The 15,895-nt window shown below is 71.4% G+C and carries 15 protein-coding genes; 8 read left to right on the top strand and 7 right to left on the bottom strand.

Annotated elements, in window-relative coordinates:
- The coding region (locus AOK11_RS07400) for a DUF309 domain-containing protein (RefSeq protein WP_240497253.1) at positions 1 to 341 on the bottom strand (341 nt) is incomplete at its 3' end.
- A 406-nt stretch (positions 342 to 747) separates the two neighbouring features.
- On the opposite strand from AOK11_RS07400, the gene AOK11_RS46660 reads away from it, so the two are divergent.
- The 3 genes from AOK11_RS46660 to AOK11_RS07390 all read left to right on the top strand — a co-directional run bounded on the left by AOK11_RS46660 (position 748) and on the right by AOK11_RS07390 (position 3,396).
- The gene (locus tag AOK11_RS46660) at positions 748 to 825 is read left to right on the top strand and encodes a 50S ribosomal protein bL37 (protein WP_420902972.1); all 78 of its coding nucleotides are present in this window, start codon (positions 748 to 750) and stop codon (positions 823 to 825) included.
- Positions 826 to 1,117: 292 nt separating this feature from the next.
- Positions 1,118 to 2,269 (top strand): hypothetical protein, encoded by a 1,152-nt coding sequence (locus AOK11_RS07395; RefSeq protein ID WP_055592835.1) that lies wholly within the window; start codon positions 1,118 to 1,120, stop codon positions 2,267 to 2,269.
- Positions 2,270 to 2,412: 143 nt separating this feature from the next.
- Entirely contained in the window at positions 2,413 to 3,396 is a 984-nt protein-coding gene (locus AOK11_RS07390; RefSeq protein WP_055592834.1) for an aldo/keto reductase, read from the top strand.
- A 21-nt stretch (positions 3,397 to 3,417) separates the two neighbouring features.
- On the opposite strand, the gene AOK11_RS07385 is transcribed toward AOK11_RS07390, so the two are convergent.
- The 6 genes from AOK11_RS07385 to iolC all read right to left on the bottom strand — a co-directional run bounded on the left by AOK11_RS07385 (position 3,418) and on the right by iolC (position 10,528).
- Positions 3,418 to 4,203: a GntR family transcriptional regulator gene (locus AOK11_RS07385; protein ID WP_055592833.1), complete on the bottom strand. Its 786-nt coding sequence runs from the start codon at positions 4,201 to 4,203 to the stop codon at positions 3,418 to 3,420.
- A 60-nt stretch (positions 4,204 to 4,263) separates the two neighbouring features.
- The gene (locus AOK11_RS07380; RefSeq protein ID WP_055592832.1) at positions 4,264 to 5,757 is read right to left on the bottom strand and encodes a CoA-acylating methylmalonate-semialdehyde dehydrogenase; all 1,494 of its coding nucleotides are present in this window, start codon (positions 5,755 to 5,757) and stop codon (positions 4,264 to 4,266) included.
- Between the two features lie 83 nt (positions 5,758 to 5,840).
- Positions 5,841 to 7,712, bottom strand: a complete 1,872-nt coding sequence (gene iolD, locus AOK11_RS07375) for a 3D-(3,5/4)-trihydroxycyclohexane-1,2-dione acylhydrolase (decyclizing) (protein WP_055592831.1) — start codon at positions 7,710 to 7,712, stop codon at positions 5,841 to 5,843.
- Complete coding sequence (gene iolB / locus AOK11_RS07370) at positions 7,709 to 8,626, bottom strand: 5-deoxy-glucuronate isomerase (protein WP_055592839.1); 918 nt, start codon at positions 8,624 to 8,626, stop codon at positions 7,709 to 7,711. The genes iolD and iolB overlap by 4 nt, the downstream gene beginning before the upstream one ends.
- Positions 8,627 to 8,640: 14 nt before the next feature.
- Complete coding sequence (locus AOK11_RS07365; RefSeq protein ID WP_055592830.1) at positions 8,641 to 9,516, bottom strand: Cgl0159 family (beta/alpha)8-fold protein; 876 nt, start codon at positions 9,514 to 9,516, stop codon at positions 8,641 to 8,643.
- A gap of 13 nt (positions 9,517 to 9,529) precedes the next feature.
- Complete coding sequence (iolC, locus tag AOK11_RS07360; RefSeq protein WP_055592829.1) at positions 9,530 to 10,528, bottom strand: 5-dehydro-2-deoxygluconokinase; 999 nt, start codon at positions 10,526 to 10,528, stop codon at positions 9,530 to 9,532.
- A gap of 317 nt (positions 10,529 to 10,845) precedes the next feature.
- Between iolC and AOK11_RS07355 the strand changes: the two genes are divergently transcribed.
- From AOK11_RS07355 to AOK11_RS07335, 5 genes are read left to right on the top strand one after another with little or no spacing between them, the layout of a single operon-like run.
- Positions 10,846 to 11,868 (top strand): sugar ABC transporter substrate-binding protein, encoded by a 1,023-nt coding sequence (locus tag AOK11_RS07355; protein WP_055592828.1) that lies wholly within the window; start codon positions 10,846 to 10,848, stop codon positions 11,866 to 11,868.
- Positions 11,868 to 12,944 (top strand): ABC transporter permease, encoded by a 1,077-nt coding sequence (locus AOK11_RS07350; protein ID WP_055592827.1) that lies wholly within the window; start codon positions 11,868 to 11,870, stop codon positions 12,942 to 12,944. Before AOK11_RS07355 ends, AOK11_RS07350 begins: the two co-directional genes overlap by 1 nt.
- Positions 12,945 to 12,949: 5 nt before the next feature.
- The gene (locus AOK11_RS07345) at positions 12,950 to 13,861 is read left to right on the top strand and encodes an ATP-binding cassette domain-containing protein (RefSeq protein ID WP_055592826.1); all 912 of its coding nucleotides are present in this window, start codon (positions 12,950 to 12,952) and stop codon (positions 13,859 to 13,861) included.
- 1 nt (position 13,862) lies between these two features.
- Positions 13,863 to 14,765, top strand: a complete 903-nt coding sequence (locus tag AOK11_RS07340) for a sugar phosphate isomerase/epimerase family protein (protein ID WP_055592825.1) — start codon at positions 13,863 to 13,865, stop codon at positions 14,763 to 14,765.
- Between the two features lie 38 nt (positions 14,766 to 14,803).
- Entirely contained in the window at positions 14,804 to 15,823 is a 1,020-nt protein-coding gene (locus AOK11_RS07335; RefSeq protein WP_055592824.1) for a Gfo/Idh/MocA family protein, read from the top strand.
- The last annotated feature ends 72 nt before the right edge of the window (positions 15,824 to 15,895 follow it).

Here is a 15,895-nt window from a genome sequence, read left to right as displayed (position 1 = left end):
GTGTGCGTGAGCCCGACGGCGAGCTGGGCGAGCCCCCGCCACAGCTCCCGCTCCTTCTCGGGCCCTGACTTCCAGGCGTCCTCGAACACCTCGTGCGCGTGGAACGGCTTCCCCTCGTCCAGCAGGCGTTGGGCCTCGGCGACGCTCTCCAGCGGCGGCCGGACCACCCCCTCCGGCTGCCGGGGTACCCCCCGCGCCCCGTGGGGCAGTGGCCGCCCCAGCCCGTCCCGGGGCCGCGCGCTGCGCGCCCGCCCCTCACCGTCCCGGTCGCGCCCGTCGCCCGCGCGCCCGGAGGCCGCCCTGTCGTCCTGGTCCCAGGTGATGCCGTCCTTGCTGCCCATACCCCGATTGTCCCGTGCCCGGACCGCTTGCGGCCCGGCCCCGGCCGTGGGGTAAAGTGCTGACCGCGCGATCACGTGGTTCACCACACGTGGGCGCATCGGGACGTGGCGCAGCNNCGTCCCGACTCGTGAGAGTCGCAGGTCTAGGGCCGGTTTCGGAGCAATCCGAAACCGGCCCTCGGTCATGCGTGGAGACCGGGTGGGGACCGGCGTTCCTCGACCGGTGACGACACGGAGCGTCTCGGGCCACCGCCGGGACGTAGGTCCTCCGTGTGCAGACGTAGGTCATCCGTGTGCATCCGCATCGGGCGTGTTTGCCGTCGCGCCGACTGGAAAGGGGCTCTGTGATCACCGGACGTGACAATCCGGTGGACAGTGAATCAAAAGCACGGAAAGAGGAGGTCCGATGTCCTCGAAGCGACGTCGTAAGAAGAAGGCCCGCGGCAAGAACAGCGCGAACCACGGCAAGCGTCCGCAGTCCTGAAAAAGCCCTGAAGAAGGCCTGAGGCCGTGCCGACCCATCGGGTGGGTGGCAGGTGCCACCCACCCGAACGCGTTCACGGGCACGGTACGGCCAGGTCACCTGCGGGCCGGGAGGGCCGCGAACACGACGACGGCCCTTTCGGCGTCCGGCCGGTTCGCGTCGCCTCCGGGCGGCCGGGCACGGCTCGCCGAGTCGTGACCGTGCCCGTGTCCGTGCGGTGCCGCAGGTCATGGACGGTGCGCCGGTCTACGGACATACTGATCGGGCCCCCGGCCACTCACAGAACGACTCCATGGTCAAAAACAGCACTCCCCCGCCCACCGTCCCCGACACCGTATGGCTGGCGCGCGGACGCCATACGGGTCCCGAGCCCGAACTCGACGTCCGGCGCAACCTCATCGCCCTCAAGGCGGCCGGAGGTCTGGACGACTTCCTGGAGCTCGACCCCGTCGAGGCGGTCCGGTCCACCGTCCTGTACCCCCGGGACGCCTCCGCCGACCCCGGCCCGTCGGCCCGCCGCCTCTTCGAGGCCCGCTGGCGTGTGGCCGAGGACGTCACGGTGCGCGCGCAGCTGACCACCTACGAGCCGCAGGCCCGCGGGGACGAGACCGAAGGCGTCACCTGGTTCCTCGCCGCCGAGGCGGAGCGTGCGTGGGACGCTCGCTGGCCGTCGCCCGCCACCATGTTCTGGCCCGACAGCAGCCAGGTCGAGTGGGACCACGACACGGTGCCGGGCGTACGCCTGCGGACGGTGAACCACCTGCCGAAGGACGACGACGAGGTGCGCCGCCGGCTGCGGGACTGCGCCCGCGACAGCTGGTTCGTCCATGTCGTGGTGCACGAGGCGATGACACCGGACGCGCGGGGGCAGCGGCCGGTCGCGGAGTTCCTGCCGCCGAGCCTGCGGCACCGGGTGGTCGAGCACCGGGGCACACCCGAGCAGGCCCGGATCGCCGACTTCGCGCTGCAGCGGGAGCTGAAGTTGCGGATGCCGCGCGGCGGCGCCGTCGTCCTGCCCACGGTGCCGCCGGGACCGGACTACGACCCGGAGCACTTCACGGTGCGCAGCATCTTCCTGGACGGCTCGGAACCGGTCGAATTCCTCGGCAGGATCATCGAGTTCGCCGCGCTGCCGCGGCCTCTGCCGGCCGAGGCCGAGCAGGCCCTGACGCGGCTGCGCCGAGGTTGGCACCTGCTCAGCCCGGAAGAGGAACTGGCCCACGCCCAGGACATGGTCGCCAGGTACGCCCACGCGCTCGACGCCATGACGGAGTCCCGCGACCTGTACCGGGAGGCGGCCGAGGCCGCGCAGGCCGCACTCGCCGAGGCGACCCGCGGCGCACCCCGGCTGCCCGCGCCTGGGCCGGGGCCGGCAGGCGAGGAGGGCTCGCCGCTCAGCGGCTTGACGAAGGCCTTCGGCCGCTTCCGGGGCACGAACAAGTAGGCCGCGCTCACGTCGGCGCCCGGCCCCCCGCCCGGGGGCCTCTTCATCGATCCGCCGCGTAAGCCCTTGACTTGAAGTGCGCTTCAAGCCGAAGACTCCCGTTCCGTACCCCGACCACGGGGCGCTCACGGGAGGGAAACCCCATGAAGTACCGCACCATCGGCAGCGATCCGCAGACCCGCCGGGAGGTGAGCGTGCTCGCGCTCGGCGCGATGCTGTTCGGCTCCGTGACGGACGAGAAGACGTCCTTCGCCGTACTCGACCGGTACGTCGAGGCGGGCGGGAACTTCATCGACACGTCCGACAACTACGCCTTCTGGGCCGACGGCGGTCAGGGCGGGCAGAGCGAAGCGCTGCTCGGGCGCTGGCGGCGCAGCCGGGGCGTCGGCGACGAGATCGTCGTCGCGACCAAGCTGGGCGCCCGCCCGCTCGCCCCCGGCACGAGCTACACCGACAACCCGGAGGGCCTGTCGGCGAAGGTGATCCGGGAGTCGGCCGAGCGCAGCCGGGAGCGGCTCGGTACGGACCGGCTGGACCTGCTGTACGCCCACATCGAGGACCGCGCCGTCCCGCTGCGGGAGACCGTGGAGGGCTTCGCCGGCCTCGTCGCCGAGGGCACGGTCGGACTGCTCGGCGCGAGCAACCACGCGGTGTGGCGGGTGGAGCGGGCCCGTGCCCTCGCCGCCGCGGCGGGACTCCCCGGCTACGAGGTGCTCCAGTACCAGCACAGCTACCTGCGCCCCCGCGCCGACCTGCCCGAGGACCTCTTCCCCGACGGCAGCCTCGGACACGCCGGCGCCGAGCTGCTCACCTACCTGCGGGCCGAGCCCCGGCCGGCCCTGGTCGCCTACTCGCCGCTGCTGAAGGGCGCGTACGCCCGACCGGAGCGGCTGCCCGGGGACTACGACCATCCGGGGACCCCCGCCCGGCTGAAGGTGCTGCACGAGGTCGCCCGGGAGACCGGGGCGAGCGCCGGCCAGGTGGTGCTGGCCTGGCAGCTCGGCCACGAACTGCCGATCCTGCCGCTGGCCGGGGTGTCCTCGGTGGCGCAACTGGAGGAGAACCTGGCGGCGGTGGACCTGGAACTGTCGCCGGAGCAGCGGGCCCGGCTGGACGCGGCGCACTGAGACGGCGCGCCGAGGCGACGATCAGGACCTGACCAGCAGCTGGAAGTCGAACGAGTAGCGCGAGGCGCGGTAGACGTGGGTCGCGTACTCCACCGCGCGGCCCGTGTCGTCGTAGGCGGTGCGGTGCATGGTGAGCAGGGCGGCGCCCTCCTTCTCGTCCAGGCGGGACGCCTCCCCGGCGGTGGCCGAGCGGGCGCCGACGGTCTGCCGGGCGCTGTGCAGGGTGATGCCCGCCGCGCGCATCACGCGGTACAGGCCGGTCGACTCCAGCCGGGCGTCGTCCAGTTCCAGCAGGCCCGACGGGAGGTAGTTGCACAGGAGGGCGACGGGCTGGCCGTGGGTGCGGCGCAGGCGTTCGAGGAGGACCGTTTCTCCGCCCTCGGGCAGGCCCAGGGCCGCCGCCACGCCGGGGGGTGCCGGGACGGTCTCGTGGCGGACGACCTGCGTACTCGGGCCCTGGCCGGCCGCCTCCAGGTCGTCGTAGAGGCTGCTGAGCTCCAGGGAGCGCCTGACCTGGCTGTGCACCACCTGGGTGCCCACCCCACGCCGCCGGACCAGCAGTCCCTTGTCGACAAGGGACTGGATGGCCTGGCGGACCGTGGGGCGGGACAGACCGAGGCGTACCGAGAGATCGACCTCGTTGCCCAGGAGGTTGCCCGGGGCGAGGTCGCCCCGCGTGATCGCCGCCTCCAGCTGCTGGGCGAACTGGTAGTACAGCGGCACCGGACTGCCCCGGTCCAGGGTGAAGTCCAGTGAGCTGAGCGCGGGTTCGGTCACTGCACGGGCCCGGTCACCGGTCTTCGCCATGGGCGTACCTTCCTGTTGGGGGGCGCTGTAGAGGGCAGGAGCCGCTCGGGCGGCCGAGGGTCAGGAGTTGCTCGGGAAGCCGAGGTTGATGCCTCCGTCGGACGGGTCCGGCCAGCGCGTGGTGATGACCTTGCCCTGGGTGTAGAAGGCGACGCCGTCGTTGCCGTAGATGTGGTGGCCGCCGAAGAGGGAGTCCTTCCAGCCGCCGAAGGAGTGGTAGCCGACCGGGACCGGGATCGGCACGTTGACGCCGACCATGCCCGCCTTCACCTCGAGCTGGAAGCGCCGGGCGGCGCCGCCGTCCCGCGTGAAGATCGCGGTGCCGTTGCCCCAGCGGGAGTCGTTGATCAGCGCGATGGCCTCGTCGTAGGTCTCCGCGCGGACCACGCACAGCACCGGGCCGAAGATCTCGTCCCGGTAGGCGTCCGCGGTCACCGGCACCCGGTCGAGCAGTGAGACGCCGACGAAGAAGCCGTCCTCGTGGCCGTCGACCGCCAGGCCCGTGCCGTCGAGCACGACCTCGGCGCCCTGCGCCGCCGCGCCCGCCACGTACGAGGCCACCTTGTCGCGGTGCTCGAGGGTGATCAGCGGGCCCATCTCCGAGGTGGGGTCGTTGCCCGGACCGATGCGGAGCTTCTTCGCCCGCTCGGTGATCCGGCCGACCAGGTCGTCGCCGATGTCGCCGACCGCGACCACGACCGACACGGCCATGCAGCGCTCGCCGGCCGAGCCGTACGCCGCGTTGATCGCCTGGTCGGCGGCCAGGTCCAGGTCGGCGTCGGGCAGGACCAGCATGTGGTTCTTGGCGCCGCCCAGCGCCTGGACGCGCTTGCCGTGCTCGGTCGCCTTCAGCTGGATGTGCCGGGCGATCGGGGTGGAGCCGACGAAGGAGACGGCCTCGATGTCGGGGTGCTCCAGGATGCGGTCCACGGCCGTCCGGTCGCCGTGCACGACGTTCAGCACGCCGTCCGGCAGGCCCGCCTCGGTGGCCAGTTCCGCGAGGCGGACGGAGGCCGAGGGGTCCTTCTCGGACGGCTTCAGCACGAACGTGTTGCCGCACGCGATGGCCAGCGGGAACATCCACATCGGCACCATGGCCGGGAAGTTGAACGGCGTGATGCCGGCGACCACGCCCAGCGGCTGGCGGATCGAGGCGACGTCGACACGGCTGGAGACCTCCGTGGACAGCTCGCCCTTCAGCTGCACGCTGATCCCGCAGGCCAGTTCCACGATCTCCATGCCCCGCGCGACCTCGCCGAGGGCGTCGGAGTGCACCTTGCCGTGCTCGGCGGTGATCAGCTCCGCGATCTCGTCGCGGTGGGCGTCCAGCAGTTCGCGGTACTTGAACAGGATCGCCGTGCGCTTGGCCAGCGAGGAGGTGCCCCAGCTCTCGAAGGCGTCCTTCGCGGCGGCGACGGCGGCGTCCACCTCGGTGGTGTCCGCGAACGCGACCTGCTTCTCCTGGGCGCCGGTGGCCGGGTTCCAGACGGGGCCGAAACGGCCGGAGGCGCCTTCGACGGGCTTGCCGCCGATCCAGTGGCTGATGGTCTTCATGAGAGCGGACGACCTTTCACGTGCGGTGAGTTGAATCGGGAGCGGGGCTCGAGTGCCGGGCCCGGGGGTGGGGGAGGTGCGGTTCAGAGGTGCCGGCGGCGGCCGGCGACCTGGGCGTCGTAGCGTTCGCGCGCCCGGACGGCGGCCTCGCGGGAGGAGACCTCGGCCACCGGCACGTCCCACCAGGCCTCGGCCGGGGGAGCGGTGGGCGCCGGGTCCGTCTCGACGTACACGCACGTCGGACGCTCGGCGGCGCGGGCCTCGGCCAGGGCGTGGCGCAGCTCCCGCACGGTCTTGGCGCGCAGCACGTCCATGCCCAGGCTGGCCGCGTTCGCCGCGAGGTCCACGGGCAGCGGGGCACCGGTGAAGGTGCCGTCCTCGGCCCGGTACCGGTAGGCGGTGCCGAAGCGCTCGCCGCCGGTCTCCTCGGACAGGCCGCCGATGGAGGCGTATCCGTGGTTCTGGATCAGCACCATCTTCACGGGCAGCCGCTCCTGGACGGCCGTGACGATCTCGGTCGGCATCATCAGGTACGTGCCGTCGCCGACCAGCGCCCACACGGGCGTGCCGGGCGCGGCCTGCTGGACGCCGATCGCGGCCGGGATCTCGTAGCCCATGCAGGAGTAGCCGTACTCGAGGTGGTACTGGCGCGGGCTGCGCGCGCGCCACAGCTTGTGCAGGTCGCCGGGGAGCGAGCCGGCCGCGTTGATCACCACGTCGGTCTCGCCCACGACCGCGTCCAGCGCGCCGAGCACCTGGGTCTGGGTGGGTACGGCGTTCTCGTCGTCGGCGCGGTAGGCGGCCTCCACGACCCGCTCCCAGCGCTCCTTCCCGGCTGCGTACCCGGCCTCGTACGCCGGGTCCACGCGGTGTCCGGCCAGCGCCCCGGCCAGTGCCTCCAGACCGCTCCGCGCGTCGCACACCAGGGTGTGCGCTCCCAGCTTGTGGGCGTCGAAGCCGGTGATGTTGAGGTTGAGGAAGCGCACGTCCGGATCGGCGAAGAGGGTGCCGGAGGCGGTGGTGAAATCGGTGTACCGGGTGCCGACACCGATCACCAGGTCGGCGGTGCGGGCCAGTTCGTCGCTCACCGCCGTGCCGGTGTGACCGATGCCGCCCAGGTCGGCCGGGTGGTCGTGGCGCAGGGAGCCCTTGCCGGCCTGGGTGGAGGCGACCGGGATGCCGGTGGCGTCCACGAGCGCCCGGAGCGCTCCCTCGGCCTCGCTGTGGTGGACACCGCCGCCCGCGACGATCAGCGGACGCCGGGCGGCCCGTACGGCCCGCACCGCCGCCTCCAGCTCGACCGGGTCCGGAGCCGGACGCCGTACGCGCCAGACGCGGTCGGCGAAGAACTCCTCCGGCCAGTCGTACGCCTCGGCCTGCACGTCCTGCGGCAGGGCGAGGGTGACGGCGCCGGTCTCGGCCGGGTCGGCGAGCACCCGTACGGCGTTCAGCGCGGACGCGATCAGCGCCTCGGGACGGTTGATCCGGTCGAAGTAGCGGGAGACGGGGCGCAGCGTGTCGTTGACGGACAGGTCCGCTTCGACCGGGTGCTCCAGCTGCTGGAGCAGCGGGTCCGCCGCGTGCGAGGCGAAGTAGTCGCCGGGGAGCAGCAGTACCGGCAGCCGGTTGACGGTGGCGAGTGCCGCGCCGGTGACCAGGTTGGTGGCGCCGGGGCCGATCGACGTCGTCACGGCCTGCGCCGACAGCCGGTTGAGCTGGCGGGCATGGGCCACCGCCGCGTGCACCATGGCCTGTTCGTTGCGGCCCTGGTGGTACGGCATGACATCGGCGTACTCGACGAGCGCCTGCCCGACGCCCGCCACGTTGCCGTGGCCGAAGATGCCCCACGTGCCCGCGATCAGCCGGTGCCGTACGCCGTCCCGCTCGGTGTACTGGGCGGCCAGGAACCGCACGAGTGCCTGGGCGGTCGTCAGTCGGCGGGTGGGGGCGCTCATACGGACCTCTCGGGTGCGGTGTAGAGGGGCAGGCGGGGGTCGACGGGCTGGTCGGGCCAGGTGGAGCGGATCCAGGCGTGCTCGGGATGGTCGCAGATCAGCCAGGCACGCTCGTCCTCCGGGCCCGCCATGACGTTGAGGTAGTACATGTGGTGGCCGGGCACGGCCATGGACGGCCCGTGCCAGCCGTCCGGGATGAGCACCACGTCGCCGTCGCGCACCTCGGCCAGTACGTCCGTGTCCCGGCCGGGACCGGACGGGGAGACCCGCTGGTAGCCGAGGCCGGGGACGCCGTCGTGGTCCGCGAACTCGAAGTAGTAGATCTCCTCCAGCACGGACTCCTCGCCCGGCCGGTGCTCGTCGTGCTTGTGCGGCGGGAACGACGACCAGTTGCCGCCCGGGGTGATCACCTCGACCGCGATCAGCTTGTCGCACTCGAACCCCTGTCCGTCACCGCCTCCGGCGGGGGCCGCGGCCCCGAAGTTGTTGACCTGGCGGGAGCAGTTGCCGGTGCCGCGCAGTTCCACGGGGACGTCCGAGGCGGGGCCGTAGCGGGCGGGGAGCCGCCGGGTGCAGCGGGCGCCGGTGAGCGCGAACCGTCCGCCGCCCGTCGACGTGACGGTCGCGCGGGCATCGCGCGGCACGTAGGCGAAGTCGCTGACCCCGTCGAACACGCCGGTGCGGCCGGTGAGTTCGAACGACTCGTGGCCGAAGTCGTCGGCGGAGGCGACCGTGCAGCCGCCGCTGAGCGGCAGCACGATCCACTCGCTCTCGCCGGTGTCGAAGGTGTGCGTGCCGCCCGGCTCCAGCTCCAGCACGCGCAGGCTGGAATGACTCCAGCCGGCCGACTCCGGCGTCACGTCGACGAGGTACGGGCCGGCCGGGGCACGGCCCGCGGGAAGGTGATGTGTCATGGCTGCCTTTCCGGTCACAGCAGGCTCACGGCCGTGTCCACCGCTTCCTCCACACTGCCCCCGGCCGGGTAGAGCAGCGAGCGGCCGACGACCATGCCCTGCACGGAGGGCAGCTTCAGCGCCTTGCCCCACCGCTCGTACGCCGCCTCCTGGTCGCCGACCTCCCCGCCGAGCAGGACGACGGGCAGCGTGGAGGCGCGCAGGACCTCCGCCATGTCGTCGGCGTTCTCGGTGACGGGGAGTTTCAGCCAGGTGTAGGCGGAGGTGCCGCCGAGGCCGGAGGCTATGGCGATGGAGCGGGTGACGGCCTCGGCGGACAGGTCGTTGCGGACCCTGCCGTCGACCCGGTGCGAGATGAACGGCTCCACGAACACCGGGAGCCGGCGTTCGGCCATGGCGTCGACGGCGCGGGCGGTGGACTCCAGGGTGCGCAGGGAGCCCGGGTCGTCGTAGTCGATGCGGACCAGCAGCTTGCCCGCGTCGAAGCCGAGCCGTTCGATGTCCTCGGGGCGGTGGCCGGTGAAGCGGTCGTCCATCTCGAAGGCCGAGCCGGCCAGACCGCCGCGGTTCATCGACCCCATGACGACCTTGTTCTCGAGCGCGCCGAGCAGCAGCAGGTCCTCGAGGATGTCGGCGGTGGCCAGCACCCCGTCGACGCCGGGCCGGGACAGCGCGACGCACAGCCGCTCCAGCAGATCGGCACGGTCGGCCATGGCCAGGCGCCGGTCGCCGATGCCGAGCGCACCCCGCGCGGGATGGTCGGCGGCCACGATCATCAGCCGGCCGCTGTCGCCGATCAGCGGACGGCGGGCCCGGCGGGCCGCCGCCTCGGCGACGGCCTGCGGATTCCGGGCCCGGACCGTGGTGAGGTCACAGATGCTGAGGTTCAAGGAAGGACTCCGTTCAGGACTGGCTCGGCAGGCCCGCGCCGCCCGGCGGCACGGCCTCCGCGAGGAGGTCCGCCACTTCGGCCGCGGTGGGCATGGCGGACGAACAGGCCAGGCGCGAGGCGACGAGAGCGCCGGCGGCGTTGGCGTGGCGCATGGTCCGCTCCAGGTCCCAGCCCGAGAGCAGACCGTGGCAGAGCGACCCGCCGAAGGCGTCGCCGGCACCGAGGCCGTTGACCACGTCGACCGGGACCGGCGGCACCTCGGCGCGGGTGCCGTCGCGGTGCACGGCGAGCACGCCCCGGGGACCCTGCTTGACGACGGCGAGTTCCACGCCGGCCGCCAGCAGCGCCTCGGCGCACGCCTGGGGCTCGCGCACTCCGGTGGCGACCTCGCACTCGTCGAGGTTGCCGACCGCGACCGTGGCGTGCCGCAGGGCCTGGCGGTAGTAGGGACGGGCCTCGTCGGGATCGCGCCAGAACATCGGGCGCCAGTCCAGGTCGAACACCGTGGTGCCCGCCTTGGCACGTGCCTCGAGCGCGTCGAGCGTCGCCGAGCGGCTCGGCTCCTCGCTCAGACCGGTGCCGGTGATCCAGAAGATCCCGGCCTCGCGTACGGCGGCGAGATCCAGCTCGGCGGTGTGGATCTCCAGGTCGGGAGCCTTGGGCCGGCGGTAGAAGTACAGCGGGAAGTCGTCCGGCGGGAAGATCTCGCAGAAGGTGACCGGCGTCGGGTACGCGGCGACCGGGGTGACCCACCGGTCGTCGACGCCGAAGTCCTTCAGGGCCTCGTGCAGATAGGCGCCGAAGGGATCGTCTCCCGTACGGGTGATCACGGCCGTCGAGCGGCCGAGCCGGGCGGCGGCGACCGCGACGTTCGCGGCCGAACCGCCGAGGAACTTTCCGAACGTTTCGACCTTTGTCAGGGGAACGCCGGTCTCCAGGGGGTAAAGGTCCACCCCGATGCGGCCCATGGTGATCAGGTCGAAATACTGTGGTGCGTCTGAGTCGGTCATCGAGCGAAGCTCCTCGAACTGCTGGGGATGCGGGTCCCTGGGCGCCCTGCCACGGTGGGGGCGTGGAATCCAGGGACCTGCCGCCCCTCAGGTGTAGGTCTCGGAGGGCGGCGATGTCAATAGTTTGTACTTACATTCGGACTAGCAAGTGAAATGATGTCTTAACAAAGTATTGACAGAGTGCGCGCCAGGGGATTTGATCCCGTCCCAACACGCCAGGCGTTTCGCACGACGACACAGACCCGGACGTCCGAGGCTCCGGGGAGGATTCTCGGACCCGCCCTTTTTCCGCGTAGCACAGTGAGGTGCAGGTAAAGATGGACCGCTCTTCTCGCAACCGCCCCCGCAGAATCGCGCCCTTCGTGGCGGTGGCCGCGGTGGCCGCACTGGCCCTCGCCGGCTGCTCCAGTGGTTCCGGTGGCAAGAAGGCCGAGGAGGACGGCGGCGACGGCGCCTCGGCCGGCAAGGCGAACACGCCGCAGATGACGGTCGCCCTCGTGACCCACCAGGCGCCCGGCGACACGTTCTGGGACATCGTCCGCAAGGGCGCCGAGGCGGCCGCGGCCAAGGACAACGTCAAGCTGATCTACTCCGCCGACCCGAACGCCGGCAACCAGGCCAACCTGGTGCAGAACGCGATCGACCAGAAGGTCGACGGCATCGCCGTCACCCTCGCCAAGCCGGACGCCCTCAAGGGCGTCCTCGGCAAGGCGGAGAAGGCGGGCATACCCGTCGTCGGCCTCAACTCCGGACTGAGCGACTGGAAGGACCTCGGCCTGCTGGAGTTCTTCGGCCAGGACGAGTCCGTGGCCGGCGAGGCCTTCGGCAAGAAGCTCAACGAGGTCGGCGCCAAGAACACCGTCTGCGTCATCCACGAGCAGGGCAACGTCGGTCTGACCCAGCGCTGCGACGGCCTGAAGAAGACCTTCGAGGGCGACACCCAGATCCTCAACGTCAACGGCGTCGACATGCCGTCGGTGAAGTCGACGATCACCGCCAAGCTCAAGCAGGACTCCTCCATCGACTACGTCGCCACCCTCGGCGCACCCTTCGCGCCGACCGCGGTGCAGTCGGTGGGCGACGCCGGCAGCAAGGCGAAGGTCGCCACCTTCGACCTCAACAAGGACCTGACCAAGGCGATCCAGGCGGGCGACATCGAGTTCGCCGTGGACCAGCAGCCCTACCTCCAGGGCTACCTCGCCATCGACGGCCTGTGGCTCTACAAGAACAACGGCAACTACAGCGGCGGCGGTGAGCAGCCGGTGCTGACCGGCCCCGCGTTCGTCGACAAGTCCAACGTCGAGGCGGTCTCCGAGTACGCCGCGAAGGGCACTCGGTGATGAGTATGACCCGACAGGCTGAGCCGGCGGTGACCCCACCGCCGGCCCCCGGCCCGAAGGCGAACGACGGCCGCACCGCGCAGCGCACGCCGGCGCGGAGGCTGCTGGCCCGTCCCGAGGTCGGCGTCTTCCTCGGCGTCGTGGTCGTTCTGGTGTTCTTCCTGATCGCCGCCCCGCCGATGCGGGACAGCAGCTCGATGGCGAACATCCTGTACCAGTCCTCGACCATCGGCATCATGGCCCTGCCGGTGGCACTGCTGATGATCGGCGGCGAGGTCGACCTCTCGGCCGGCGTCGCCGTGGTCACCTCGGCGCTCACCGCGAGCATGCTCGCCTACCAGCTGTCCATGAACGTATGGGTGGGCGTCATCGCCGCCCTCGCGGTGTCCCTCGCCGTCGGCATGTTCAACGGCTGGTTCCTGATGAAGACGGGACTGCCCAGCTTCCTGGTCACCCTCGGCACCTTCCTGATCCTCCAGGGCATCAACCTGGCCGTGACCAAGACGGTCACCGGGAACGTGGCGACCGACGACATCAGCGACATGGACGGCTTCGCCCAGGCCAAGGCCCTCTTCGCGTCCAGCTTCGAGCTGGGCGGCGTCCAGGTGAAGATCACCATCGTGTGGTGGCTCGTCTTCGCCGCCCTCGCCGCCTGGGTGCTGCTCCGCACCAAGTACGGCAACTGGATCTTCGCGGTCGGCGGCAACAAGGAGAGCGCCCGTGCCGTCGGCGTGCCGGTGAACTTCACCAAGATCTCCCTGTACATGCTGGTCGGCTTCGGCGCCTGGTTCGTCGGCATGCACCAGCTGTTCTCCTTCAACACCGTGCAGTCCGGCGAGGGCGTGGGCCAGGAGCTCATCTACATCGCCGCCGCGGTGATCGGCGGCTGCCTGATGACCGGCGGCTACGGCTCCGCGATCGGCCCGGTCTTCGGCGCCTTCATGTTCGGCATGGTGCAGCAGGGCATCGTCTACGCCGGCTGGAACCCGGACTGGTTCAAGGCATTCCTCGGCGTGATGCTCCTCGGCGCCGTCCTCATCAATCTGTGGGTCCAGCGCACGGCGACCCGGAGGTGACCGCAATGACCGACGACACGACCGGCACCCACGGTGCCGTCCTGCAGGACACCGCCCCGGACGGGGAGCACCCCCTGGTCGAACTCCGCGGGGCCGGCAAGTCCTACGGCAACATCCGCGCCCTGCACGGGGTCGACCTGAGTGTCCACCCCGGCCGCGTGACCTGCGTGCTCGGCGACAACGGCGCCGGCAAGTCCACCCTCATCAAGATCATTTCCGGGCTGCACCAGCACACCGAGGGCGAGTTCCTCGTCGACGGCGTCCCGGTACGGTTCTCCACCCCGCGCGAGGCCCTCGGCAAGGGCATCGCCACCGTCTACCAGGACCTCGCCGTCGTCCCGCTGATGCCGGTGTGGCGCAACTTCTTCCTCGGCTCCGAGATGACCAAGGGCCCCTGGCCGGTCCGTCGTCTCGACATCGAGCGGATGAAGAGGACCGCGGACAGGGAACTGCGCAACATGGGCATCGTCCTGGACGACCTGGAACAGCCCATCGGCACCCTCTCCGGCGGTCAGCGCCAGTGCGTGGCCATCGCCCGCGCCGTCTACTTCGGCGCCCGCGTCCTCATCCTGGACGAGCCCACCGCCGCGCTCGGCGTCAAGCAGTCCGGGGTGGTGCTGAAGTACATCGCCGCCGCCCGCGACCGCGGCCTCGGCGTCATCTTCATCACCCACAACCCGCACCACGCCTACATGGTGGGCGACCACTTCAGCGTCTTGCGCCTGGGCACCATGGAGCTCTCCGCCGCCCGCAGCGAGGTCTCCCTCGAGGAACTCACCCACCACATGGCCGGCGGCACCGAACTCGCGGCCCTCAAGCACGAGCTGGCACAGGTACGCGGCGTCGACGTGGAGGAGCTCCCCGAGGAGGGAGACCTCCAGGCCCCCGCAGTGGCATCCCCGGAAGGAAAGTCCTGACATGGCAGTCGCGCTCGACCGCATCCGGGTGGGCTCCGCCCCCGACTCCTGGGGCGTCTGGTTCCCCGACGACCCGCAGCAGGTGCCCTGGCAGCGCTTCCTCGACGAGGTCGCCGAAGCCGGCTACTCCTGGATCGAACTCGGCCCCTACGGCTACCTCCCGACCGACCCGGCCCGCCTGACCGACGAGGTGAAGAAGCGGGACCTCAAGGTCTCCGCCGGCACCATCTTCTGCGGGCTGCACCGCGGCCCCTCCGAGTGGGAGTCCACTTGGGAGCAGGTCAGCCGGGTCGCCTCCCTCACGCAGGCCATGGACGCCAAGCACCTCGTCGTCATCCCGTCCTTCTGGCGCGACGACAAGACCGCCGAGATCCTCGAGTCACCGGAGCTCACCACCGAGCAGTGGGGCCACCTCGCCAAGGGCATGGAGCGCCTCGGCCGGGAGGTACGGGACACCTACGGTCTCGACATCGTCGTGCACCCGCACGCCGACACCCACATCGACACCGAGGAGCACGTCGAGCGCTTCCTCGACTCCACCGACTCCTCTCTGGTCAACCTCTGCCTCGACACCGGGCACTACGCCTATTGCGGCGGCGACAGCGTCAAGCTGATCGAGACCTACGGCGAACGCATCGGCTACCTGCACCTCAAGCAGGTCGACCCGGACATCCTCGCCGACGTGGTCGCGAACGGGATCCCGTTCGGCCCCGCCGTCCAGCGCGGCGTGATGTGCGAACCGCCCGCCGGGGTACCGGAGCTGGGTGCGGTCCTGACCGCCGCCCAGAAGCTGGACGTGGACCTGTTCGCGATCGTCGAGCAGGACATGTACCCCTGCGAGCCGGACAAGCCGCTGCCGATCGCGGTCCGCACCCGCAAGTTCCTCCGCTCCTGCGGCGCCTGACCCCGGCGCCCGACCCCCTGGAAAGGGAGGCGAGAACCGTGCACGGGAGCGAACCCCTGGGAATCGCCGTCATCGGCACGGGCCGCATGGGCGCGGACCACGTGCGCCGGATCGACCGGGTCGTCAGCGGCGCGCGGGTCGCCGCCGTCGCCGACACCGACGCGGAACGGGCCAAGGCCGTGGCCGCCGGCATCGACGGCTGCACCGTACACACCGACCCGGCCGCCGCGATGGCGGCGGCCGGCGTCGACGCCGTGCTCATCGCCTCCCCGGGGCCGGCCCACGAGGCCGCCCTGCTCGCCGCGTTCGAGCGGGACCTGCCCGTGCTGTGCGAGAAGCCGCTCACCCCCGACGCGGCTTCCGCGCTGCGCGTCGTCGAAGCCGAACAGGCACTCGGCCACCGCCGCGTCCAGGTCGGCTTCATGCGCCGCTACGACGCCGAGTACGTCCGTCTCAAGGCACTGCTGGAGACAGGGCAGTTGGGCCGGCCCCTGATGCTGCACAACAGGCACCGGAACGTGGCCAGTTCACCCTTCTTCACCAGCTCCATGCTGATCACCGACTCCGTCTCCCACGAAGTGGACGTCACCCGCTGGCTGTTGGGCCAGGAGATCACTGCGGTCACGGTGCACGCCCCCGGATCCTCCTCCGGGGCGCCCGACGGGCTGCGCGACCCGCAGTTCGTCGTCCTGGAGACCGACGGCGGCGCGCTCAGCGACGTCGAGATCTTCGTCAACTGCGGCTTCGGCTACCAGGTCCAGGCCGAGGCGGTCTGCGAACGCGGCACCGCCCGCGTCGGCGACGACCACCACCTGGTCACCCACACGGCCGGCCGCTGGGGCGGCACCATCACCCAGGACTGGACCGAACGCTTCGCCCAGGCCTACGACGACGAGCTCCGGGCCTGGGTCGACACCACCCGCCGGGGCGAGGTCCGCGGCCCCAGCGCCTGGGACGGTTACGCGGCAGCCGCCGTCTGCGAGGCCGGCGTCCGGGCCCTGGAGGAGGGCGGCCGGGTGGAGGTCGAACTGGCGGAGAAGCCCGCGCTGTACGGGTGAGACGACGTGATGCGTGTGCGGGGGCCGCCCTTCCGGAAGGGCGGCCCCCGCACACGTTGCTCATGTCCCCCG

Source organism: Streptomyces hirsutus (genome assembly GCF_001418415.1).
Taxonomy (GTDB): Bacteria; Actinomycetota; Actinomycetes; order Streptomycetales; family Streptomycetaceae; genus Streptomyces; species Streptomyces hirsutus.
The sequence above is the reverse complement of the archived record's forward strand: the minus strand, read 5'-3'. Positions and strand labels throughout refer to the sequence as shown.

Excerpts from the sequence above, each read along its gene's own strand:
- AOK11_RS46660 (WP_420902972.1), top strand. The coding sequence starts at position 748 with ATGTCCTCGAAGCGACGTCGTAAGAAGAAGGCCCGCGGCAAGAACAGC.
- AOK11_RS07395 (WP_055592835.1), top strand. The coding sequence starts at position 1,118 with ATGGTCAAAAACAGCACTCCCCCGCCCACCGTCCCCGACACCGTATGG.
- AOK11_RS07390 (WP_055592834.1), top strand. The coding sequence starts at position 2,413 with ATGAAGTACCGCACCATCGGCAGCGATCCGCAGACCCGCCGGGAGGTG.
- AOK11_RS07385 (WP_055592833.1), bottom strand. The coding sequence starts at position 4,203 with ATGGCGAAGACCGGTGACCGGGCCCGTGCAGTGACCGAACCCGCGCTC.
- AOK11_RS07380 (WP_055592832.1), bottom strand. The coding sequence starts at position 5,757 with ATGAAGACCATCAGCCACTGGATCGGCGGCAAGCCCGTCGAAGGCGCC.
- iolD (WP_055592831.1), bottom strand. The coding sequence starts at position 7,712 with ATGAGCGCCCCCACCCGCCGACTGACGACCGCCCAGGCACTCGTGCGG.
- iolB (WP_055592839.1), bottom strand. The coding sequence starts at position 8,626 with ATGACACATCACCTTCCCGCGGGCCGTGCCCCGGCCGGCCCGTACCTC.
- iolC (WP_055592829.1), bottom strand. The coding sequence starts at position 10,528 with ATGACCGACTCAGACGCACCACAGTATTTCGACCTGATCACCATGGGC.
- AOK11_RS07355 (WP_055592828.1), top strand. The coding sequence starts at position 10,846 with ATGGACCGCTCTTCTCGCAACCGCCCCCGCAGAATCGCGCCCTTCGTG.
- AOK11_RS07350 (WP_055592827.1), top strand. The coding sequence starts at position 11,868 with ATGAGTATGACCCGACAGGCTGAGCCGGCGGTGACCCCACCGCCGGCC.
- AOK11_RS07345 (WP_055592826.1), top strand. The coding sequence starts at position 12,950 with ATGACCGACGACACGACCGGCACCCACGGTGCCGTCCTGCAGGACACC.
- AOK11_RS07340 (WP_055592825.1), top strand. The coding sequence starts at position 13,863 with ATGGCAGTCGCGCTCGACCGCATCCGGGTGGGCTCCGCCCCCGACTCC.